The organism is Gimesia chilikensis (assembly GCF_007744075.1).
Lineage (GTDB): Bacteria > Planctomycetota > Planctomycetia > Planctomycetales > Planctomycetaceae > Gimesia > Gimesia chilikensis_A.
Genome location: NZ_CP036266.1, coordinates 1,809,179 through 1,833,191, shown reverse-complemented (window position 1 = coordinate 1,833,191; position 24,013 = coordinate 1,809,179). Strand labels below are relative to the sequence as shown.

16 protein-coding genes are annotated in these 24,013 nt (G+C 50.9%); 6 read left to right on the top strand and 10 right to left on the bottom strand.

The genetic code is table 11. From position 1 onward, the window contains the following. Window positions 1-26: 26 nt before the first annotated feature. Both HG66A1_RS07010 and HG66A1_RS07005 read right to left on the bottom strand, forming a co-directional pair. Window positions 27-296, bottom strand: a complete 270-nt coding sequence (locus HG66A1_RS07010; RefSeq protein ID WP_145181472.1) for a BON domain-containing protein — start codon at window positions 294-296, stop codon at window positions 27-29. A gap of 214 nt (window positions 297-510) precedes the next feature. Beyond that, window positions 511-726 (bottom strand): carbon storage regulator, encoded by a 216-nt coding sequence (locus HG66A1_RS07005; RefSeq protein ID WP_145181471.1) that lies wholly within the window; start codon window positions 724-726, stop codon window positions 511-513. Window positions 727-1,409: 683 nt separating this feature from the next. Here HG66A1_RS07005 and HG66A1_RS07000 point away from each other — a divergent pair. The 3 genes from HG66A1_RS07000 to HG66A1_RS06990 all read left to right on the top strand — a co-directional run bounded on the left by HG66A1_RS07000 (window position 1,410) and on the right by HG66A1_RS06990 (window position 6,224). Next, on the top strand, window positions 1,410-2,876 hold the full coding sequence (locus tag HG66A1_RS07000; RefSeq protein WP_145181470.1) for a PAS domain S-box protein: 1,467 nt from the start codon (window positions 1,410-1,412) through the stop codon (window positions 2,874-2,876). A 201-nt stretch (window positions 2,877-3,077) separates the two neighbouring features. Beyond that, entirely contained in the window at window positions 3,078-4,484 is a 1,407-nt protein-coding gene (locus tag HG66A1_RS06995; RefSeq protein ID WP_145181469.1) for a magnesium chelatase, read from the top strand. Window positions 4,485-4,523: 39 nt separating this feature from the next. After that, window positions 4,524-6,224 (top strand): hypothetical protein, encoded by a 1,701-nt coding sequence (locus HG66A1_RS06990; RefSeq protein ID WP_145181468.1) that lies wholly within the window; start codon window positions 4,524-4,526, stop codon window positions 6,222-6,224. Window positions 6,225-6,256: 32 nt separating this feature from the next. On the opposite strand, the gene HG66A1_RS06985 is transcribed toward HG66A1_RS06990, so the two are convergent. Then, window positions 6,257-6,493, bottom strand: a complete 237-nt coding sequence (locus tag HG66A1_RS06985; protein WP_145181467.1) for a hypothetical protein — start codon at window positions 6,491-6,493, stop codon at window positions 6,257-6,259. 179 nt (window positions 6,494-6,672) lie between these two features. Continuing rightward, window positions 6,673-8,061, bottom strand: a complete 1,389-nt coding sequence (locus HG66A1_RS06980; RefSeq protein WP_145181466.1) for a hypothetical protein — start codon at window positions 8,059-8,061, stop codon at window positions 6,673-6,675. A gap of 526 nt (window positions 8,062-8,587) precedes the next feature. On the opposite strand from HG66A1_RS06980, the gene HG66A1_RS06975 reads away from it, so the two are divergent. Further along, a complete protein-coding gene (locus tag HG66A1_RS06975; RefSeq protein ID WP_145181465.1) occupies window positions 8,588-12,538 on the top strand; it encodes a hypothetical protein in 3,951 nt (1,316 codons plus the stop codon). A gap of 27 nt (window positions 12,539-12,565) precedes the next feature. Here HG66A1_RS06975 and HG66A1_RS06970 read toward each other — a convergent pair whose 3' ends face one another. From HG66A1_RS06970 to HG66A1_RS06945, 6 genes are all read right to left on the bottom strand, one after another. Next, on the bottom strand, window positions 12,566-13,681 hold the full coding sequence (locus HG66A1_RS06970) for a multiheme c-type cytochrome (protein ID WP_197997014.1): 1,116 nt from the start codon (window positions 13,679-13,681) through the stop codon (window positions 12,566-12,568). A 74-nt stretch (window positions 13,682-13,755) separates the two neighbouring features. Beyond that, on the bottom strand, window positions 13,756-14,157 hold the full coding sequence (locus tag HG66A1_RS06965) for a hypothetical protein (protein ID WP_145181464.1): 402 nt from the start codon (window positions 14,155-14,157) through the stop codon (window positions 13,756-13,758). A gap of 81 nt (window positions 14,158-14,238) precedes the next feature. After that, entirely contained in the window at window positions 14,239-15,351 is a 1,113-nt protein-coding gene (locus tag HG66A1_RS06960; RefSeq protein ID WP_145181463.1) for a DUF1559 domain-containing protein, read from the bottom strand. A gap of 183 nt (window positions 15,352-15,534) precedes the next feature. Then, a complete protein-coding gene (locus tag HG66A1_RS06955) occupies window positions 15,535-16,827 on the bottom strand; it encodes a tetratricopeptide repeat protein (protein WP_145181462.1) in 1,293 nt (430 codons plus the stop codon). Next, window positions 16,824-17,795, bottom strand: coding sequence for a hypothetical protein (locus tag HG66A1_RS06950; protein WP_145181461.1), 972 nt, complete (start codon window positions 17,793-17,795; stop codon window positions 16,824-16,826). The genes HG66A1_RS06955 and HG66A1_RS06950 overlap by 4 nt, the downstream gene beginning before the upstream one ends. Window positions 17,796-18,312: 517 nt before the next feature. Continuing rightward, the gene (locus HG66A1_RS06945; protein WP_145181460.1) at window positions 18,313-21,648 is read right to left on the bottom strand and encodes a LamG-like jellyroll fold domain-containing protein; all 3,336 of its coding nucleotides are present in this window, start codon (window positions 21,646-21,648) and stop codon (window positions 18,313-18,315) included. 252 nt (window positions 21,649-21,900) lie between these two features. Here HG66A1_RS06945 and HG66A1_RS06940 point away from each other — a divergent pair, with 252 nt between their 5' ends. After that, the gene (locus tag HG66A1_RS06940; RefSeq protein ID WP_197997013.1) at window positions 21,901-22,746 is read left to right on the top strand and encodes an HAD-IIB family hydrolase; all 846 of its coding nucleotides are present in this window, start codon (window positions 21,901-21,903) and stop codon (window positions 22,744-22,746) included. A gap of 45 nt (window positions 22,747-22,791) precedes the next feature. Next, window positions 22,792-24,012, top strand: a complete 1,221-nt coding sequence (locus HG66A1_RS06935; protein WP_145181458.1) for a glycosyl transferase — start codon at window positions 22,792-22,794, stop codon at window positions 24,010-24,012. Window position 24,013: the final 1 nt, after the last annotated feature.

Genomic DNA, 24,013 nt, shown 5'->3' with positions numbered 1-24,013 from the left:
GTAGACAGAGGCTCCGCTGAGATTGTTCAGGTAAAATGGTGGTACTGGCGGTCCACATTGAGTTCATTCGTCAGTCGCCTGACGCCCTCAATCGGCAGTACACGTGTCTGGGCCAGCTGTTTCATGAAATAGGTTGGGACTTCTCCTTCCAGACAGACTTTCCCTTCCTCAGCAAACACCCTGACTTTAGCCAGGGGAGCATAGCCCGAAGACTGCAGAACACGTTTCACCTGTGCCACGAGTTGATGATCCGAATTGGAAAACAATTCTGTTTTTATTTCTCCCTGCAGTTTCACGCCGCCCTCCTTAGTATGTCGATTGAGTCCTGAAAAGTATTATGGATTCGCTTCAGCGATTTGGGTTTCACCTGAATATTACGTGGCTTATTAAATTGTGATTCAGGCAACATGATCGTTTACAAGCCCTGATCGCAGGCATTGAATGATCCGCCCGCATCTTCAGCGGTATTGCGTAAGCTACACAGACCTGAACCAACAGCCGTTCCGGACTTCAAACGACCAGGTGCTCTGCCGTCATCAGGGGTTCCTCTAACAGACATTCATCCTCACCCAGCATTTCCACCTGCACTTCACTGCGGCGAATCGGAATTTTTGCAGGGCATTTAATCCCGATTCTGACTTTCCCACCTTGAATCCGCAGCACAGTCAACACGATATCATCATTGATACAAATCTCTTCATTTTTTTTGCGTGTTAAGACAAGCATGGCTTTCATTCCCTGAAAATGGAGTACGGGCGCGCTGGTTCTGGCAGCAGAAACGGGCCAGATAAACCAGACGTTTAAGAGTAGACTGATCAAAATGAGACAGCCGGTTGGGACAGCTTGTATTCAGGACCATCGAGCGTGTTGCGCTAACAACTCCCTCCAGTTCCTGATGACTCATCTTTTGAATCTGCTGATTCTCCAGTCCGGCAATCTCGCTCAGGTCGTATTCGACGCGCTCCGTTATTTCCGAATTTTCCTGAAAGCGTGACCGTTGTTTCAAATCAGCCGGCTGTGGCCAACTACCTGTCGTTCGCATAATATCTTTCCTCTCAAGAGAGTGTGACAAAGGCACGAATTTCCTTAGTTACTCACATCCCTGCCTGAGACTCTCAGAGAAAAGCGAAATCAGTCAGGTTCAGGCCCGATGGCTGACTGTTTTTCTTGTTCTCCCCACTCGCCAGGACGAAACGAGCCAGAGCATAACACATCCTGTAGAGCGTACATTACAAAACTCCGTAATCAGCGGTAATCGGAAAACTGACCTTTCTGCTCTGGGGGAAACCCCCAGGTCGTGGAATGCACCAGCAAACTTCTTCACAAATTCTTTACACACATCTGGGGAACGGTTACCGTAGAATAGTATTTGAAACCGAAAAGGAGGTCCCTTGAAACAGGAATCCAGCATGTCAGCAGGAGTTACGCTCCAGCCCCAGGGATCACCGATTCTGCTGGTCGAACCAGATCCTGAATCCCGTAACAGCCTGCTGCAGATTCTTGCAGGAGACGGTTATCCGGTTGAGACTGCAGAGACAGTGGCTCAACTTTTCGATCGTAACCGGTGGTCAGATTATTTTCTGATCATTCTGGAACACGACCTGCCTGATGGCAGTATCGAAGAGGTACTCCCCCGATTAAAACAGCTGGCGCCGTCAGCCGAATTGCTGGTCATCACTTCCCGGACCCGCATCGAAAACATGATTCTCGCCTTTCGCACCGGTGTCGCCGACTATTTCGTCAAACCCATCGATCCGGATCTGTTTCGGTCCTCGATTAAACGGATCCTGCAAAACCAAAGCGTTTCCAGCGAACTCCTGCAGACACAAGCCGAACTCAAAGCGATCGTGGAAACCGCCCTCGAGGCGGTCATTACCATCAATCGCAGTGGGCTGATTCAATCATTCAACCCGGCTGCGGAAAAAATGTTCGGTTACCGGGCACATGAAATCATTAACCAGAACGTCAGCGTGCTCACTCCCGATGCGATCCGGGCTGTGCATGACCGGTATCTCACCCGTTACCTGGAAACAGGACAGGCCTCGATCATTGGTTCGCGTCGGGAACTGATGGCACGACGACGTGATGGCAGCCTGTTCCCCATCGAGATTTCCGTTACAGACCTGCCCCAGTTCGGACTCTTCGCCGGGATCATTGGGGATATCAGTGAACGGAAACAGGCGGAACAGAAACAAGCCGATCTGACCCGGGCCGTCGCTGTCGCAGCCCAGCAGGAACGACGACAACTGGCAGACATCCTCCATGACCACCTCCAGCAGGTTCTTGTAGGAGTCCGCATCCACCTGGATATCGCTAAAAATGACACTACTGATGAATTCATCCGCCAGACTTTGACCCGCGCCGATGAACTGCTCAACCAGGGAATTGAAATCACACGTTCCCTGACCGCGGAACTCAACCCGGTCGTTCTGCACGAAGAAGGCCTGGTCACTGCGCTGGAATGGCTGTCACACAACATGCAGGAACGCTACAACCTGAACGTCACACTCGATCTCGACCGCCAGGCGGAACCACAACACGATACAATCAAAGTCGCCTTATATGAATGCATTCGCGAACTGCTGTTTAACGTCGTCAAGCATTCGGAAACCACCGAAGCGCGTGTCTGCATGAGCCTGCTACCCGAAAACAAAATTGAGATTGTCGTTTCCGATCAGGGTGTGGGTTTCGATACAGAACAACTCGATCACCAGATTTCCGATGCCAGCGGCATCGGCCTGAGCAATATTGAATTCCGACTCTCACTCATCAACGGAAAATTCCGTCTCGAGTCCACACGAGGACAGGGAACCGTTGCCCGGATTATTGCCTCGCTGACCCCGATTGAAAACGCAGCCCTGTCGGGAGAATTTTGACAAGAATGCATTGTCTTACCCGGAAACTGCAAAAGTGAACAAACACACCATAGTCTGAACGCTAATTTTGTCTATGATTGAGTGTGAGCTTGAAACGGCCAGTTCATTGCCAATACACCAGGCTGATTTCAAAACTCACTAACATCAAAGCAGCGCATCCCTCAAACCGCATTCAGCCTCAAAACATAATGAGATTTCTACATGAGTCGTCCCACCAATCTGGCGGAACTCCGCGAAAGCGGCTGGCAAAGCAAGACAGTTAAACGCGAAATTTACGACAATCTGATGCAGGTCCTGCAACAGGGGGATGAACTGTTCCCCGGCATTGTCGGCTATGATGATACAGTCATCCCCGACATCGTCCTCGCCCTGCTCTCTGAGCACGACATGCTCTTTCTGGGCGAAAAAGGACAGGCCAAAAGCCGCATCATGCGACAACTGGTCCGGTTTCTGGACCCAGAGATCCCCTATCTCGATCTGCCTGAGTCACCTGTGCACGACGATCCCTATCAACCCATCACCAGTATCGGACGCAAATTTCTGGCGAACACCCCGGACCACGATGTGCCCATTGCCTGGTGGTCACGTGAAGACCGTTACGCGGAACGTCTGGCACCGGGAACCAAGTTTGCTGACGTGATCGGCGAAATTGATCCCGCCAAACTGGCACACGGTGAAAGCATGTCAGCAGAAAGTGCGCTGCACTTCGGCCTGATCCCCCGCATGCACCGGGGCATTTTTGCCATGAACGAACTACCTGAACTCGATGAACTGGTCCAGGTCGGCCTGTTTAACATCCTCGAAGAACGGGATGTGCAGATCCGCGGCTATCCCATCCGCTTCGACCTCGACATGCTGATTCTGTTCTCCTCCAACCCCTCGACCTTCAACCGCAGTGGGAAAGTTATTCCCCAGTTGAAGGACCGTATCGGCTCAGTTGTTCATACGCATTATCCCCGGGAACGCAGCCTGGGAATCGAAATCATGGAGCAGGAAGCCAACGTCGATCTCGAAGGGGATGTCCCCGTGGTCATTCCCTACTTCATGCGTGAGATTATCGAACAGATCTCCATCGCTGCCCGCGCCTCAAAATACGTCGACCACGATTCCGGCGTGAGTGCCCGCTTCAGTATTGCCAACTATCGGATGATGGTCGCTTCAGCCCGCCGCCGGGGTGCGGTGCTCAATGAAAAACCGGCTGTCCCCCGCATCAGTGATCTGGGGCACCTCTACTCGTCCTCACTGGGGAAACTGGAGCTCGATTTGATGGGCGCCAACCAGATGTCGGAGCGACAGGTACTCGATTCCATCATCGCCCAGGCCATCCAGGATGTCTTTCAGGAATACATTGTCGAACATGGCCTCGCGGAGATCAGTGAGATCTTTTCCCAGGGAATTAAGATCGAAGTGGGTGACATGCTTCCCTCTTCCCAGTACGCCGAACGTCTGAAACGCGTTCCCCCGATCTGGGATAAAGCGTTTGAGGTTAATGCCTCGGGCGATGAAGCCGTCCGCGCGTCCTGTATTGAGTTCATTCTCGCAGGACTCTATGCCAACAGTAAAATTTCGCGTTCGCAGGATCATGGCCGCATCACTTATGAGACCTGATCATCCCCTGGCTCTCGTCAGAGAGATCGAGACACGACTATGACAGACAAACGACTGACTGGCGGTATTATTCATACTTATCAGAAGTATGATCCCAAACGTATTCCCGATCCGATGCAGCCGCCTCCGGACCTGGTCTCCCCCGCGTTGAATCACATGATGTATTATGGATCAATGCGGGAACTGACCGAGGAAGAACTGGCCCGCGCCATTCGCCTCGACCCCAGCCAGATTGCCGGCCTTGGACCGAGTCTTGATGCCCTGCTGGCCATGCTGGAGGAGCGGAAACGTAAAATCCTCGCAACCTATGAGACCGACGGCGTCCGTAAGAAAGCCCGCCGCAGTTATCACGATTACGCGAAACAGATCCAACCGCCGCGGAAGTACAAAGACTATTATCGACAGGCGGTCCGGGAAGAACAGATCTACGATCTGGAACGACTCTGGTACCGAATCAATGACGACCAGAGCCCGTTCTCCAAAGGACTGGTCCAACTGGTGGACCGCCTGGGCGACAAGTACGAAATCGATGAACTCGCCGCCAACTACCATTTCACCGGACGAACCTCGCTGACAATTCCGGAAGCCCTCGAGATCAAAGCTGAACTCGAAAAGATCGATGAATTACTGAAACAGCTGGAAGAAGCCCGCGAGACGGCCCAGATCGCGATCATCGACATGGAGGCCCTCTCCGAATTCACACAACCCGGCGATATGGAAACGCTGGAAGCCATCCAGAAACAGGTTCGCGACATGCTGCGTGAGATGGCTGATCAACAGGGACTGGAATTCTCAAAAGGCCAGTTCCGCCTGACCCCCAAAGCTTACCGCCTGTTTCAAAGCCGTATTCTGGAACGAATCTTCAGCGATCTGCAGGCCTCTCGTACCGGCCGCCATACGGGTCCTGTGGTTGGCGAAGGTGCAGTGGAAATGCCCAGCACCAAACCCTACGAATTTGGTGATTCGGTCTCAAACATGGATATCACCCAGTCCTTCACCAATGCCATTCTCAGAGACGGACCGGGGCTGCCGATCCGCCTGAAATCAGACGATCTGGTCATCCACAAGACACGCAATACACCCAAGTGCGCCACCACCGTGCTCATGGACATGAGCGGCTCTATGCGTTACGAAGGCCAGTACGTGAACGTCAAGCAGATGGGACTGGCACTCGAAGCATTGATCCATGGCGAATTCCCCGGCGACTATCTGCAATTCATCGAGATGTACACGTTTGCCAAGCCGCGCACGGTCGGTGAAATCGCTGAGATGATGCCCAAACCGGTCACGATTTTCGATCCCGTCGTCCGTCTGAAGGTCGACATGAGCGACGAGAAGATCAGCGAGTCAATCATCCCGCCGCACTTCACCAACATCCAGCACGGGCTGCAGCTCTCGCGGAACTTCCTGGCATTACAGGACACGCCCAACAAACAGATCATTCTGATCACCGACGGCCTGCCCACCGCACACTTCGAAGGGGAACAACTTTACCTGCTCTATCCACCTGATCCGCAGACCGAATCAGCCACCATGCGGGAAGCCTACCTCTGCCATCGCGAGGGAATCACAATCAACATTTTCCTGATTCCCAGCTGGTCCCAGTCCAGCGAAGACATCCAGTTCGCCCACCGCCTGGCCGAAGCCACCCAGGGCCGCGTCTTCTTCACCGCCGGCCGCGACCTCGACCGCTACGTCGTCTGGGACTACGTTTCCCACCGGAAAGATATCATTGGCTGAGGCATATCCAGAAAGAAATAAACCAGATCGATTCATTCCGAGTACGGACGCATCTCCATCCCCTCTTCCCAGGAAATGGGAACCTCAGAAAATTTATCGACAATTTTCTGCTTGTCTGCTTCAGAAACCTGATCAACAAAGATCCGGAGGCAAACTTCTCCCGCGGGATTTAAGCCGACTGCCGACTGAGTAACACCGGGAATTGAGTGTAACCAGTCTTCTTTCTTCTCAAGAATTTCAAGCAACTCCGTTTGAGAACACTTTTTCATTTTTTCACCTGCTGATAAATGACATTTTCGAAATTATATCTCTCTCTTAAACGGATCGTCAACATGTGATCCATTGACAACCACCATTGAGATAGCCTCATCTCTAAAAAAAGAGTCTGCCCAATCAGGACAGACTCTTTCTCGCTTATCAAATCATACTATTCAGTCGGTGACTTGTATCATGAAGACACAAATCGTTTGATGCCAACTTCCTGCATTACAGCCTGAATCGGATTGGCTAACGTATAAGAATTTGCCAGCGACCCGGCGAATAGCAAGGCAACCGGACGCTTCGTCATAGCACAGCAGATCAGTGATCCCGAATCCCCGGCCATACTGAAAGCATTATTACCCAGTCCCTGAATCATGATCTGCCCGGTGAAAGAGACCCGCCCCGAGCCGGGGTACATGATACTCGTCCGTAAGCCAATTGCGGTAATGACCCCCATTGTCGCTCCGGTGGTACGACCATTCTTAATCACCGTCATCCCGAGCTGTGGCATGAGCGGTTCAGGGTTGACTTCGAAATTAACATGCTTGGGTTTCACCAGATCAAAATTGGTAAACGCCACAGCGGCATCAACCTTGTGTGCGCCGCTTCCCCCCGCCGAAAAGGCAGGCCTGCCATCACGAAAATCAGTATACAGCCCGATTATCTGATTCCCCATCCCCCCGTCGAGTGAACCAGGCTGAATGACCCGATCCCCTTCTTGTGCTTTGCCGGCGGGAGACAATACATGATGATTGGAAAGCGCACACAGGCGACCATCCTCCAATTCAACCAGGCATCCCAAAGTTCCTGACGACCGCTGGTTAGCGCGACTGTCAGCGTCGAAATTGCAGATTGAGACACCGCAGGGCACCGGCCGGGGATACATTTGCTGAAATCCCGCCATCGGGACAATGTCCCCCCCGACCTCTTCCACATCAACAGGTATACCTTCCATTTCGGCAGGAACTCTCTTTGAAGTCAGGGAACTGGCGCGCATCGCTTTACGGTCGATATAAACTTTCAGCGCGACTTCCCCTGTGGGAACACCATGTCGCGTCCGGTAACCGATGGCCGTACCCAATACACGCTCTCCATAATTTCGTGGATCCAGCCCCACTATCTCTTCATCCGCATCATCTTTTAAGTAAGACCCATAAAGGTTCCCAAAAGGATCAATACCGGCACTGGCAACCCCCATAAAAGACTGTGCATTTAGATATGGATTTCCCCAAGGATCGACCCCTCCCCCCTGTGAATTCGCACTCTCGGAGTCATGGTTATTCGATTTTTCACATTCTAGTTCATTAGTTATCGGATTAATATCACAACTCAATGCATAGAGTTGATCCTGAAGTTTTTCACGAACCTTAAAATACTCGGGTTGTGCCTCGAATTCTTCTGCTTCTTGAGTTGCGAAACAGATATCCGATCCTCCCGCTTGACGATGCGCTTCTGCCTCAGAAATATCCTCCTGAGTCATTTCGATCACCCGTTCTTTTTTGTCAGACCGGGACTTTTTACTGCCGCTTTGCTTATAGTCCAGCTGTTGTAATTTCGATTTTTTCTTCGCCATCATGCACCTCTATTACTGAACAGTTTTATTCGACCCACAAACAATACGATAAACGTAAGGACACTTTCACATGTTAATATAGTAAATCCAGACTGCCTATGATACATAAATATCACTTTTACGGACATTTATTTATTCACATATAATCACATAAAATACTAAACATTTTATTACCGATATAAAATTGCGTCTGGATTTACCTCCATACCCCTGACAATATACCTGGACAATTTCAAACAGACCGGGAGCAAGATGCCCCGAATACCCAGAAGGAACTCAAGAAATGTTCAAGGAAGAACAAAAGCGATCTGGATTCGTGTGGATTTTAGTGATCCTGTTCACCAGCCAGTCTGTAACTCAGGCAGAGAATCCGTTCTACAGAAAACCCAAATCTTCCGTGGAATGTCTGGCGAAAGAAATTGATTCTCTGGAATCACATATCGACGAATACGGCAGTGTCATCGCCAAGAAGCCCGATGTCTGGGGGGAAGCCCGCCTCACCCAGCATCGCAGCCAGTTCGAACAGATTATGGCGCAGCAACTCGATGACTTCAAAGTACTCCTCAACGGAAATCTTTCGCGCAGTGATCAGGCCTTTTTAGTCAACGCGCTTACCCTGTCCGCAGCCATCAGCGGTACCCAGGCGGTCGTTACTCAACCAACCATGATTATGAGTTCAGGAGCTACTAACGATTCTACGACTGTCGTTGAAGAAACTCTTGATGAGTCTGAGAAAGTGACAAAAAGAACGACAACAAAAACAGGTCAGCCTCCCGGAACCCCCATCAATCCTCCGTCAACAGAGCCATTCACAATCCCGACTCCCAACTTTCAACAGCAAACTTTGCTATCAAATGCAATAGGTTTTGGAGGAGTAAAGACCAGTGGAATCGGGCTGGAACCGGTAGAAGAACTAAACCAGCTCAAGCGATACCTTGATCATTTAAATCAGATCCGCCGTCAGAATGAAGGGGACGACGTGAGCGACAGCCCCGGTTACTCCATCAATCTGGTCCGTATCCCCGTTTCTATCCTACCCGGCAAAAAAACACGGGAAGGCTATGGCGCCGAGATTACCATTACGGCTACTCCGGTTCTCAGCGAAGAAACGCTCCCACGTTCGTTTCGAGAATGGGTGATTAATGACCTGGTGGATGAATTGACCATTCCCACCCTGAGAAATGTGGACCTTGAAACATGGAAGGCGATGGGGCAGGTATTTCGTATCATGAAAGAGTTTTATGGGGATCAGTTTCCTCCTAAAAAAGATATCACGCAGGATGGTCTTCTTAATGATATTCTTGACTGGATTGCCGAAGAAAAATCATGTCTAGATAATAAAATGCAAGAGTTAAATCTATCGAAAGATGAAGTCCAACAAAAAGCTAATTTATATATCGAATTAAAAAATCAAATCTCAAGGCTCCAAAAGATAAAGACACCGATTGAAAACAATTTAATCAAAATCGAGATGCAACTCTCTTCGAATTCGTGTCCCAAGTGCCTTCCTAAGCTCCCCCCCTCACCATCACAACAACAGACACAACAGACACAACTACTGGCCCGTTATGATCAACTTAAATTGGATGCAGGTAAAATTACTGCTCAGATTGAGTTACTTGAAAAAAACTTAGAAACAGAAAATTGTTGCTTAAAGAATAGTTATGATATCAATCAAAGACTGTTAAAAGTTGATGAGCTATCTGACTCGAGTGGAAAACTCAGGAAGATTCTTGAATCCATGGGTATGATTTTTTCCACGAATGCACTCTCACGTGGTAGAAAAGCACGCTATTCTGTACCAGGTAGTGTTCGCGGAAAAATTTATGGACGCAGTTTTCACCATTGGAATCATGATGGAAAACCGTCTCCCAATCTTTACGAGACAAGTACACTTGTTGAACTAGGTCGAAAACTGGCTGATCTCTATCAAGGAAAACCAGGACGAATCCCCAATACGGTTGTACGAGAATTTTTACAAGAAGAGCTGAAGGCATCCTACGATTTATTACATCTTCGCATGAAAGAAAATCCCGATCTCTGGAGATCATTTGCGAATCAGCTCTACAAAGCGATTCGTAACGGACAGGATGAGCAATTACTGCAATTACAATTGGAATTTGCTGACTTGATCAGCCAGGAGATCCCTGAAATCCACCAAACCCGCATGGCACCTTACGACTACCAGATTCAGGAAAGCCTCGCCTGGTGCATTCTGATCGAAGCTTCATTACTGAATCAAAAACTCTACGATGACATGAACCGCATCGCCAAAGAGAAAAACTGCCACTGTGTCGTGGCCGATGAAGGAATGGAATTCTACCTGCCCAGCGAACTCATACCTTTCGAAACTAAACATGCCTTTAATGAATACGTCAAATGCCGCTGGCCCTTAAAGGTCTTCACGATTGACCCGATCAGTCAGGATCAGAATATTGCAGACTCTTTCTCCATGCGAAGAGAATTACAGCTGGCCGCTTCTCTCGCGTTTGCCAACGGGAAAATGAGTGCCCGTAATTTTTCGCAGTACGCTCGCAAGATCGCTCTGGATTCAGAAACCATCGCCCTCAACAAAACAGTCGTCGGATTTGCCCACGGAGACAACACATTCGGCTGGCGGTTCCGCCCCCGCTTCCAGAGTCCGGAGATCGACGGTACCGTCAAAACGTTTTTCCAGACACTGGCGGGCGGCCCCTCGCGAGACGATGTTCTGAAAGACCATCGCCTGGAACCGGGCATCCGCGAATGCGTGGCGATTATCGTCGCTCCCGGCTTTGTCCCGTATGTCACCTTCGACACGCGCTCTAACTGGTACAAACTGACCAAACCCAAAGATAAAGAATTTTCTCTACAGGATACTGTCCGCCTGAGCCGGGATATTGTGGATCTCAGAAGTGCCAAGGCTCAGTGTCTGAAAGACGAACACCTCTATCGCGAAGGGGAAGTCTATCGCCTGATGAGAGCCGTCGACCAACTAGAAGCACGGTTACCGCTCCAGACCGCTTATGTCGAAATGCCTGTCGACTTTTCCAAGGGTGGCTTCCAGGCCCTCTCCGGTTCTTTAACCAGTCTCGGTCCTGAACTGGTAGGTTTTTATGGGGAACCCGGCTATAACCCCAAAAAAGAAAATACCTCTCTGTTCCTGGTAGGTGACAACTTTAACATCATGGATACGAAAGTGATTGCCGGCAACACGACGATCAACAACATCTCCACGAATACGACCACCCCATCAGATCAGTCTCCCCTGCCGACCCGCAGAATAAATATGCTCAGCCGTCAGGTACTGGAAGTGAGTATCCCCAAAGACTTGAACACCTACAAAGTCCAATATGACGGTAAAACGGAAACCGAAGTCATTGGCATTCGCGTCGCCACACCGTATGGCGTCTCCAATGTCCTCGAAATCCCCGTTGTCAAATCTCCTGACAACGATGCTGAAATTAAGAAAGCGATTTCCGATCACGTCGATGAAAAACACATCAGCCGCTACGAATGGGAAACTTCCGAAATTTCGGCGCAATTGATCGTCAGTAACGGCGGTGTAACAGATGTGATTTTTGCCAATGCAAAAAACGATAAAAAAAAGCCGCTGCTCAATCTGAAAAATGTCTCCGACCCAAATCTTCCGAAAGTATTCTCCCCGGAGATTGCACAACTGGCAGCCTGGGTCGAAGCAACCAAAGTGGATCCGGCAGGAAACAAAACCAAACTGGATAAAGAGACCATTGGTCCTTTCGACGTCGATTTGTCATCCAAGAAAAATCTCAGTTTCTCTCTAGATGATCTTAAAAAAGCAATCATCAGTGCGGTCCCGACGGCTTCCATTCAGACTGGAGAACAAATCAGTTCCATCGCTGTTACTGGTTACCTGCGTTTTCACAACGCCGATTCCGCAGAACTCCCCATCTTTAAACTCGAAAAACCACTCACGATAAAACCGGTTCAACTGAAAGACGTAATTCGTCCAACAACCGTCCAGATCATCCCAGCAGCTACGCCAAACGCCCAAAAGCAGTCAAACTACGAATGGGGGTCTGAGGCGATCAATGCCACGCTACATCTGACGGGAGATACGAAATATCCTGTTTTGGGTGCTAATCAGGATGCTATCATCAAAGTGAAAAAACCAACCGGTGCTACGGCTGCAGATTTCAAAGGCTGGATTTTTATAAAATATAATGAATTTCAGACCTGTCGGGTCAGGCATCAGCTTGCCTTCTATAATATTCCTTATTTTGCTGCCGGTTCTGAATTTAGAATCGACAAATCGATTTTAGAAAAAACAGTGATGCTGGCCTTGGAAGCGGATCAGAACTTACCATGCCAGCTCAAAGAGATTGATGAAATCAGACTCGTCGGAGAACTGAGTGTACAACTACCTGCCTTTGAAAAAGTGAGTGGCTACCAGGCGATTAAAATTTCCATCGACGTGCAGGAGCCAAACGGGTTCAAAAACCCCTTCGCACCACAGCAATAATCTTCTGAATGCATGTGATTCCCCCGTTTAATTCACCACTGGCGGCTTCCGGATCCAGTGATCATGGAACTTAATACCGGCGGTCCATTCGACAGCCGGCATGTGACACTCAATACAATCGCCCTGGGGCTGGATCGGGCAAATGCTGGACTCTGTTGCCTGGTGACAGGACTGACATTGTTTGCGGTACAACGCCCGATCATGTGATGTCGCATCGTGTGGATCGTGACAATTTGCGCACGAAAGTCTACCGTCGGATTTCAGATAACAGGCACTCTTCTTCAGTCCGTAAGGCTGGAACCGTACCAGTTCATGCGGCTGCTCCTGCCCGGTCAGATCGCTGGCATCGCGATGACACTCCGCGCAGGCGGCGATGTACTCCTCCGCGTTGCGGTAATTGATCAGCGGTTTGATTTCATTTCCCCGTCCCTGCTGCGCCAGTTCGACATGCTTCTGCCGCGGTCCATGACAGCGTTCACACCCGACATTGGGAACAAAATATTCGGTCCGTAATGGTGCCCCGGGAGGAGGCCCCACGGTCATATGACATCCCAGGCAGGCCAGTACATCGGTCGCATTCATCGGACGTCCAAAACATTCGATGCTGTTGCGATTGAATTGATCATAAGGTTCGTGATCCGGGGTCAGCCCCGGTCCATTCTGACTGGCCAGCCAGGACCAGCGAAGTTCCACTCCCTGTCTGCGGCGTGGTTCAACGGCAATCGCAGTCTGGGCGTGCATCCCCGAACCCAACAGCCAGGTGACTGCCAGTGCGGGCATGGTGGGGTGGCTCTCATCTTTAACCAGAAATTTCCCCTGGTCCAGCTTGAAGGACCACCGCTGATCGCGACGGGAATCCTGATAGGAACCGACCTCCGCCAGACGTTTTGCCAGAGGACTTTCTGCCATCTGGATCGCAGTATGAGAATGACCGGAACGCTGATGCGCGTCATACTCTTTACGATGGCATTCCGCACACGCCTGATCCCCGGCGAAGTTGGTAGCAAGAAAACGTTGCCAGGACTCTGCTGGAGACAGACTTTTTGGTTGGTGTTGCTCTTGAGCATCTGACTGTGATGTGCGTCTGGGTGCCTGCTTCCCGGGCTGACCACTGTCAGAACAGCCCGGGAACAGCATCAGCATGGTCAGTACCCCAACCAGTGTCCCGAAAAATCGAAATGGCTTTGCCGTCGATAGTAACGTGTCACAGCGACAGCTTAACCTGGCAGGGGCGCTTCTTTGAGTTTCCACTCTTCCCCTTCACGCTGCAGTTTCCAGGTCATTTTTGTTTCCGTCTTTTCACCGGCTTTCTTTTTGGCAGCACTGTCTCCTTCCTGAGAGGAAACGATTCCTCCGATGATCTTCACCGGAACGGTGGCCTGATCGCCATCAATCTCTGCTTCACCATCAATAACGTAGGCGTATTTGCCGTAATCTTCTCGGTTCTGAGGAGCAGCACCAGAAACAAATGCGTCCTGAAACATTTTTTCATCGGCATAGGTATCCCCCAGGCCAGTCACTTCAGCGAATACATCCTGTTCGACTGTCGTCTGTGGAGCATCGCTTCCACCACAACCGCAGGTCATACAAATCAACAGACACAATACCCAGTATTTCATCCTCTTCTCTCTTATCTAAGAATACAAATAAAGTAACGCTACAGACGACACCGTCCGTAGCGTACTTTTGAAGCTCACTTTTTAGAAATCGCTGATTGGCTCACCATTTCGGATCGTGCTCAGCGGATGCCAGACAGAATTTTTATCCACATTATCACTGACAAAACGGACAGCGCCGTCTGCCATCAGGACGTTGACGCCCCCAGTATGATAACTGCGAGCTGCGGCATAAACATCTGCGGTTGAACGATCCTCGGTACAGTTCAGATAAGGATTCGTTGTACCTGAGATATTTTCATCACAGGCTGCCAGAATATCAGCCACGCGTGCATTGGGTGTGTTATACGCTGTGAAAATGGTGGCTCCCATCGCTGCAGATAACCAGACGCCTCGGATATCAGTGGTGCTGGTTGAGCTGTAGCCATCTGCGCTGACAATTTCACTCATCGCGATGGAATTGCTCATCCCATCGGTGAAGTCACTGTCCATGGATCCTTTATCATTCTGAAACAGGTCACCTGAACCACCGTGCCCGATAGCGATCTTGTCCTGCGTCGTGAAGTAGCAGCCGAAAGCTCCTTTAGTGCTCCGGCTTTCCCAGGAAAGCATATTTCCGCTTCCCCAGCAGGCCGCATAGCTGTTACCTTTGGCCAGCGCTTCCAGCCCATAACTGCCATCAGTAAATTGTGATTTATCACGAGGACTGGAGGGACAGTGATTAAATCCGGGTAATGCTTTTCTTCCGATGTGTGAGGAAACCGCAATAGCTTCACAATGATCCCAGGGATTGGTTATTGTATCGCCAGTTTTGTCATCATCGGCACAAGCGGTAATCTGGTCCCACAAGGCCGGCTGTTCCATGTAAGGAAACAGCATGACCAGCCAGTGAAAACCGAATTCATTCTGTCCGTTCTGCCAGCCGCCGGTCTGAAAGCGGTTCCCGGATTCATCATAGCAGACATATCCGGGAGGAAATGCACCAAAGGTATCCATGTGATTGTGCAATGCAATCCCTAACTGCTTCATGTTGTTTTTGCACTGTGTCCGGCGGGCTGCTTCGCGAGCCTGTTGGACGGCGGGTAGCAACAGAGCAATCAGGATGGCAATGATCGCAATCACCACCAGCAGCTCAATCAGGGTGAAACCGCGACGACAGTTCTGACTCGACTGTTTCTGCGATTGTTGAAGTTGCATTGGTAAGACTCTCCTTCTTAGTTAAACAAAGAAAAATATTTTTGAGAACAATAAGACCATACTCTCAGCACCGAATACGTTTCCAGATTCGGTAAAACATCTCAAACAATCTCAAATCAGAATGCCCTGATCCCTGATGGATCAGCAGCTTTTAGACTCTCGATTTCCATTGCCTGACCGTGGTTAAAACTCTCCATTCCGCCAGACCTGCAGACAGCCAAAGTGTTGCTGCTGCAAAGAGGTAATCAGTTTCTGCCCAGACTGCCCGTAGCGAGTCGCATCAAGTGCCATCGCCTGATGAGCGTATTCTCGTGCTTTCGCTGTCTGTTGCGTATCTTCGTAATATTGCGCGAGAAGAAAGTGCTGGTCCGCTGTGGGAGCCAGCGACAACGCCGATAGATACGCAGTTTCTGCTGCTTCATAGTTCCCTCGTTTTCGTTCAGCAAATGCAATCCCTTTCCAGGAGGCTACAACGCCTGCCTGCTGCTGTTCGGAAGCTGGTAACTTTTCCCAGGCCTGTAATGCCCGGCGATATGCCTGCTGACTTTCGGCCCAATGCTGCTGCTGTTGATAGAGGTTGCCGAGTAACTGGCTGGTCAGCGGGCTGACCGTGGATTTGTCATACCAGGGTAACAGTAGATCAATGGCTGACTGATCTTCCCCGAGGATGGCCAGCAACCGGGCACGATGGTAGGTCGACTCTTCATTGTGGGATGTCTGCTGGTTCATGTATGCCAGGCTCCGCTCTACACCAAAGCAGTCATGATCCAGATCGCGTGCTACGTCATCGGCAGGCTGTCCTCCAATCTTGCCCCAGGGAGAAAGAATACAGACCTCGCGTACAACTTGCCTGGCATCACCCAGTCGACCGCTCCCCAGATATTCGTCTACCTGTTGCGCCATTTCATCCACGCGGGACTGAATATAAAACACGGGAACCAACAATGCCGTCAAACAGACCGTGCTCCACACGAGTTTACCTGCCCGCACGGAACCTTGCGGGATTTCCGTCCGGAAGAACCTGCCTGTCAGCAGGATCAACGATAGAATCAGCCAGAATGCAATCACGGGCCTCAGAATAAATGATTCCCAGGCATCGTATTCACTAAGTGCCACGCTGGCATGGCTGCTGCTGAAGAGAAAAACGAGAATCCCGGCGGTCCCGGTCAGCGCGATCAGGTTCACAATCTTAAAGAGCCCCGGACTGTGGTATTTGAGCACGCCCTGCATCCACTCTGTTACTACAATCGCCAGTGGCAGCACACAGAGAAAGTTGACAATCGTGATGTCGGCCCGAGCATAAGGCAGGCTTAGGCCACCTGAGTTGCGGATGCTCTGTGCCCACCAGCCTGACAGACAGGCAATAAACAGCCCTGCAACAATCGGGACAGTTCTGTCGGGAACGGAGTTATATTTGATCAGGTCAGACGTGGAATTCTCATTCAGATTCTGTGACTTGGACTGACGTGCATTCATGTCGTTACCGCCTTCCGTGATTTCCAGATCAGACCATCATAGGCATAGTGCAGAAAGGCCATGATCAGGTTTGCGGTCAGCCAGAGTTCCATCAGATGGGTCTGCATCAGCCAGGCCCCCATCCCCAGAATGACTATGAAGACCGCCAGAATCATTCCCCAGCGAGGCATGAGTCGTTTAAACAGATCAGTCGTTGGTTTTCCAGACTGGTTCGTCCGGTCAACGGCCCAACTGACAATCGCCAGATATTCAATCGAATGAAACAGAGCAGAGGCCGTGGTCAGTACCAGCAGCAGCATTGGACTTCGGGCCACCACTGCCCCCAGCATTGCAAGGTAAAGCGTCATCACACTCGTAAAATACAGACAGCGGCCCACAGTCTGAGCCCGCAACTGCCAGAATTCACGCAACATCATTCCGATCGGGATTGTCGCAAACAGAGAATCAAGGATTCCCCACCCCGGTGTGGAACTGCCCCACGAAGCCCAGCTGGCGATCCGAAGCGTGACATACAGCAGAAAACTCCGCATCAGCCATTTGTCGATACGCGACCGTCGAGGAGATATCCCCCCGGTCTTCCGACCATAGATGCTGTAGATTCCATGATGCTGAGCAGCGAAGTGCCACGCGTTCCAGATATAATCAATGGTTAACAGACAGGTCAGCGCTCCGGTGGAAATTTTGACCGCCAGCGGAATGGTCAGCAGACAGACTGTGATCAGGATGTATTTGTTTCGATTTGCTTCCAGGCGATCGCGTTCCATGAACAGTAATGCCGGCGTAATCCAGCGGTGCGGCGTCGTTATGAAATAGACCTGCCAGAAGCTGATCCCACTCTGAATTTCCAGCCCGCCCCACCACTGCAGCAGTACGAGCAAAGGCCAGCCCAGGTTCACCAGAAACAACAGATCATATTTAGGATCGACCAGCCAGGCGGATCGCAACGATTCACGGAACTGGCCCGTCACAGCTGCAGAAGGTTCTGAAACCGCCTCTGGCAAAAAAGTTGTTGAGGAAACTTGTGACATATTGAAAATTACACCAAAGCCATTTCAGTGCACCGAAACAGTTTTGTGAGGAAGGAGAAAGCGACTTGCAGTCCACTCGACCAAAGTCAGCTTTCCGCGGAAAACTAAACCTGACGCGTTTGAAATCACATCAGATTTGGAAGGCATCTTAGAGCTGATTTATTAAGAATCTGTGAGCAAATGAAGAAAATACACTCACAGAAATTCGCAAAAAAAAAGCCCCGACGAGCGAGGGGTAAAGCACACAAATAATTTTTCAGATTAATGTTTCGTGAATTCGAAATGTGAGTTACATCAAGAAAACTAATTTTCAGAAAGGCTCTGAATCGAGGGAATTCCTGTGAATCGGCGCAGCAGTGAACCTGTCCGCCCGTATTTCAGGGAGCAGAATGTTCTATAAGAAAGCATTGTGGCAGGGAGGCATGACACCAATGCCCCCTGCCTTTTCAGGCGGATCTTAGCCGGCGGGCTGTTCTGGATTGAAGCCTTTGATATTCCGCCCGTGCGGTTTCACTGCAGAGTTGTCATCGCTCACCCGGAAAAAGGTAGAGGTGCTCTTTCCCGAAGCCAGTTCTTTGACGCGGACACACCAGATTCCAGCTTTGTCATTGGGAGCAATCTGAATCTGGAAATCCTGTTTCCCATCGACCAAAGCCCGATAACCGGAAAACTCGGCCAGGCGTCCCTCGGCATCTTCGATCGAAACCTCGACCGGGATCACTGCCGACACCGGCTGCCCCTGCGGATCGACGACACTGAGGGATACAGTGCCACTCTCACCCCGTTTGAGTTTTTCAGGCACCTTCACGGTCACACCAGAAACAGGCTGATCGGTTACCAGGTAAATTCCTCCGGCTCCCGGTGCCAGTTGAACCCCTGCCGCCTGCTTGCCTGCTACCTGTTTCACAGACACAGGCTGGTGACGTACCAGGTCATACATGTGACCTGCAGGACGATTCAGTGTCAGAGTTGTATCAGCAGGCAAACCGTTTTCCATAACGCGTCCATGCTGGCCCACGTAGTCGCCAAATTCACGTCGATCATTGACCACGAACAGGTAGTCCGCAGCCTTACCTCGACGACAGTAAGGAATCACGTCTGGATTCGACGAATCCAGGTACCGTTCATACTTGCCCGCCAGCGACTGACGCAGTTCCAATGCCTTCTTCTGCAGCTCCTGTTTGTCCTGCTCCGCATTTCCGGTCCTTCTGTATGAAGTGATGACCAGGTCCGGCTTCACTCCCGGAGCGACATGCTCGTCGGCGACCACAATGCCTCCCCGCTGCTGGAAGGCTTTGATTTCTTTTAATATAGATTCGGTCACCACATCACAATCCATCATGAACAGTACTTTATATTGATCCAGTCCATGCTGTTGAATTGATTCGTCGAAGACCACATCGGTCTGTAATCCAGCCCACTGCAGCATTTGATGGGCATCACCCAGCCAGTAACCGTTCCAGCCATACGTTCCCCGTCGCGCAAAGACCTGGGCTGCAAAACTTTCATAGTAGGCAATGTCATTACGGGGAGCGGGAATCTGCTTCAGTGCAGGTCCCAGTGGCTGTACCACATCATGAATCAACCGTTTGAGTTCATGCTGCGTCTGGGGATTGGTATAACGATAACCGCTGGTCGATTCCGTGGGTACCAGCGACTGCCAGCCATGATACATGATGCCTTTAATCGGGCGCGAAATCTTGGCCCAGAACGCCTCGCGTAACTGCATGGGGGCGATTGTAATAAAAGGCGCGTCTGGTTGCTCCCGTTCCCAGCTTGCCAGGGGAGGAGTGTCTTTGTCGGTCTTCTTCGGCTGTGGCGCAGTCTGTGAACGATACCAGATGATCTGTGTCATCTTCATCACATCCTGATGCTTGCTGGAACCGCGAGCCATGGCGAACAATTCATCCAGTACCACGTTAATTCGAATCGGATCGGGGTAGGTATAAGTCCAGTGTGAAAGATAATCGACATCCCCCCCTGAACCAAACACACTCGCTACCCGCATTGCGGGGTCGTACCAGGTCCAGATCTTGTCGTCGGTCGAGTTCAGTCCCCGCTCCAGATCGCTGTTCAGATCGTTCCAGCCATCGCCGGTCTTCCAGTGCCACTTGTAATAGACATACAGCGGATTGTCATCTTTGATGACCCGGTCCGACGGGAAGTCCTTCAGTTTTTTATAATCCACGCCCCGTGGCGGTCCTGCTTCTGCGGGAATATCAATCCCGGCAAATTTACGGAACGCGGCCCGGTCATGCTCGTGAAAACAGGGACGCGAATGCCCGCGAACTTCGGTATGCAGCAGTGCAGAATCGTAGGCAGGATAATCTCCATACGTTTCGGCAACCGAAACACCCACGTTGTAACAAAACTCTTTGATCTCTGGAAACAGCGGGCAGATATCTTCCCGGCTCTCATGGTGTGTTCCATCCCGGCTGACTCGCTGTAATTTCTCCTGGCTCCGCAACCAGGCTCCGGGAGAAAGTCCTGCATAAAAGGAAACCCCGTTTGCCAACCCTCGATCCAGCCCCTCACGCAGGGCCTGGACCTGTTCTTTGTCATCGGCGAGTGTCGGCTTGCCAGCCTGCCAGATCTTGGAATAATTCGCCCGCACACCTGCGGCATGCGTGAAACCAATTTCTTTCAGGCGATCGATTTCATTGATCCCGGCTCCCCACATCACGACCGGGAACCGGTCCGGCAGAGGGCGGGAGACGATCTGGATCGGAAACGAAGCCTCGGCTGTTGTCCCTGTCTCCTTATCCGTTTCCAGTTCTGCTTTCAGTTCATACTTGTCGGGGCGTAAAGCGGTATTTAAGGGAAAGGAAACCTTGCGGGGTTGCCCCGGTTCCAGGTTTTTCAGCGTCGATGTCCCCTGCACCAGTCCGTTGAGAGACCAGGTAACCGTCGCTTCCGGTAGAAGCTTTCGCTGCAAATTCGTGACCTCAAAATCGAGCGTCCGTTCGGGTTCCATGCGGACAAAACAGGATCGCTCTGAAATCCGTTCGAAACGGACGGGGCGAAATTCGAGTTCCCCTTCACTGATCCGCACCTGATCGATCAGTCCCGGAAAGCCGCCGTAATTACTTCCGGTTCGATCTCCGATTGTGAGATAACGGGAACCGGCTGCGACCGCGCCCACATCGTTAACGGTCTTTTCCCCCCAGGGAATTCCGTTAATCAGAAATCGACCGCGTCCCGCGCCATTGTACAGAAACACAACGTGATACCAGGTCTCGGGCTCGAGCTGCATTGGGTTCGAAAACCAGGTCTCAGATTTGTTACCAAACCCCAGGACTGCCTTTAAAGTCCGCGAGCCGGTACGCCCTGCGGGAGTAAACACCAGCTGGTAATCAGTGTCGCTGACATATTTTTTATCCAGCAAATAAGGAGTCGCAGCTTTTACGATATCTTTTTCCGGCTTGATCCACATCTCCAGGGTGAAAGCACCGCGGGGTGAGAGGTGTGGCGAGTCGGACACCATTGCCCAGTGACGCTTATCAATCACCGGAAAACCGGGAAAGGAACGCATCGCGGCTCCGAAACGGCCCTTGGGTTCAATCTCAGCCCCATCAAAAGTGGCGTCCAGCTTATGTCCTGAAAAATCTGCACCGGGCTTCTCTCCATCAAAGGTCCATAACCCCAGCACATGCTTGCCGGTCGCGTTCTCCTTTGTGTACTGCGACTGCCAGGGTTCCTGCAGATCTTGACTGGCCGGTTCAGCGGCCTCTGCAGTGAAGGGAGATGAAAGGAAAACCAATACGAGTCCGAACGTTATTAACGACCTCAGCATGAGCGATCACCACTAGAAAGATTAGTCTGCGAATTTGTGAACTTATTAAAGTAATTACTGATTTCAGTGTAGCAACTCCGATTCAGTCTGAAAACTCAGCAGAGAGGATGTCTGCTTTTGTACGAACTTCCTGCAAATTCAGCCAGTTTGTTTGACTGTCGTGATCCTGCTATGATCGTGCACAATCACGTTTCGTGATCCATGCGCTCCCTTCTGAACTCTGTACCTGTCTCTTTGAATCATTCACTGCTCATGAACGCCCAAACTCCCCATCAGCCGACTACAACACCGCCACTCGTGATCATGACTGACCTGGATGGCACTCTGCTGGATCATGATACCTATTCCTATGCCCCCGCGATCCCTGTGATGGAACGTCTCAAGAAAGCCGGAATTCCTCTGATGCTCAATACGAGCAAAACGGCAGCGGAGCTGATGAGTTTGCGCAATGAACTGGAAAATTCAGATCCCTATGTTGTAGAAAATGGATCAGCACTTTATCTGCCTGCCGACTTCCTGGCGGAGAACTCTGCTCAAAATTCAGGAGACCACGTGCACATTCTGGGGGCAGTCCGCTCCGAAATTCTGACTTTGATTCAAAAAATCCGGGTGGAGGAAAAATTCCTGTTTACCGGATTTGCAGATATGGAAGTCGCTGAAGTCATTGAATATACGGGACTATCGGAAAGTGCAGCCCGACGGGCTATGACCCGTGAATTCTCCGAACCCCTGATTTGGCAGGACTCGGCACATCAATTGCGTAAGTTTGAAGCACTGATTGCCAATCATGGTCTACGGCTGCTGCGTGGCGGCCGGTTTGTGCATGTGATTGGTGCGTGTGACAAAGGAAAATGTCTGCAATGGTTTCGCAACTGGTTTGCATCGGCTGATCAACGTGTGCCCCGATTTGTAGCGCTGGGTGACAGCCAGAATGATGTGGCCATGCTGAAAACAGCAGACATCGCGGTCATTGTGCGCTCTTCCCATCATGAACCTCCTGATCTTGAACAGCAGTCTGCGGTCATAATCACTGACGAAACCGGTCCACAAGGCTGGGCCACTGCGTTGACCCAAATACTGGATGACGAACAAATCTGATCATCCCGTGTTGTTGCGCTCAAACATTGATCATGGAGATCTGGTATGGGAGACTTCTACCAAAACGGAATTATTACGACCCTGCATAATCTCTCTTCCCGATCGCTGGAAGAGATGGAAGCGGAGCTACTCCAGTTTTCCAAAATCCGCCCCATGAGCCTGGTGCTTCCCTGTCTCTACAGCGAACTGGAAGGCCCGGCCCTCGATAAAATTGTCACCGAACTCGCACAGGTCAATTACCTGCAGGAAATTGTGATTGGACTCGATCGGGCCGACGAAAATCAATACAAGCATGCGATCCAGTTCTTCAGTCGCCTGCCTCAGAAACATCGTATTCTCTGGAATGACGGCCCCCGCCTGCAGGAAGTCAACACGCTGCTGCAGAACCAGGGACTGGCGCCCAACGAACTCGGAAAAGGCTGCAACGTCTGGTTCTGTCTCGGGTATGTCCTCGCACAGGGGACCGCGTCATCCGTCGCACTGCACGACTGCGATATTCTGACTTACGATCGCAGCATGCTCGCACGCCTGATCTACCCGGTCGCCAACCCCAGCTTCAACTACCAGTTCTGCAAAGGCTATTATGCCCGCGTGGCGGATAATAAGATGAACGGTCGCGTCACCCGACTGCTGGTGACTCCCCTGCTCCGCGCTTTGAAGAAAATTCTGGGCTCGCTGGATTATCTTGAATATCTCGACAGTTACCGCTACCCGCTGGCCGGGGAGTTCTCGTTCCGTACCGATGTGATCAACGACATTCGCATTCCCAGTGACTGGGGGCTGGAAATCGGTGTACTCTCCGAAGTCAAACGTAACTACTCGACAAACCGCTTGTGCCAGGTTGATATTGCTGACCGTTATGATCACAAACATCAACAGCTCTCCGTCGATGATGCCCAGGCAGGGCTTTCGAAAATGTCGATTGATATCTCGAAAGGCATCTTCCGCAAACTCGCCACCAATGGCGTTGTCTTTTCCACGGAAACCTTCCGCTCCATCAAGGCGACCTACTACCGGATAGCACTGGACTTTATTGAGACCTACCGCAACGATGCCATCATCAATGGTCTCGCACTGGATGTTCATAACGAAGAAAAAGCCGTTGAGCTGTTTGCAGAAAATGTGTTAAAAGCGGGGATTCACTTCCTGGATAACCCCATGGAAACGCCGTTTATCCCCAGTTGGAACCGCGTTCAAAGTGCGGTCCCCGACATTTTTACCCGTTTGTGTACCGCCGTTGACGATGATTACCGGGAGTTTGCCTGAA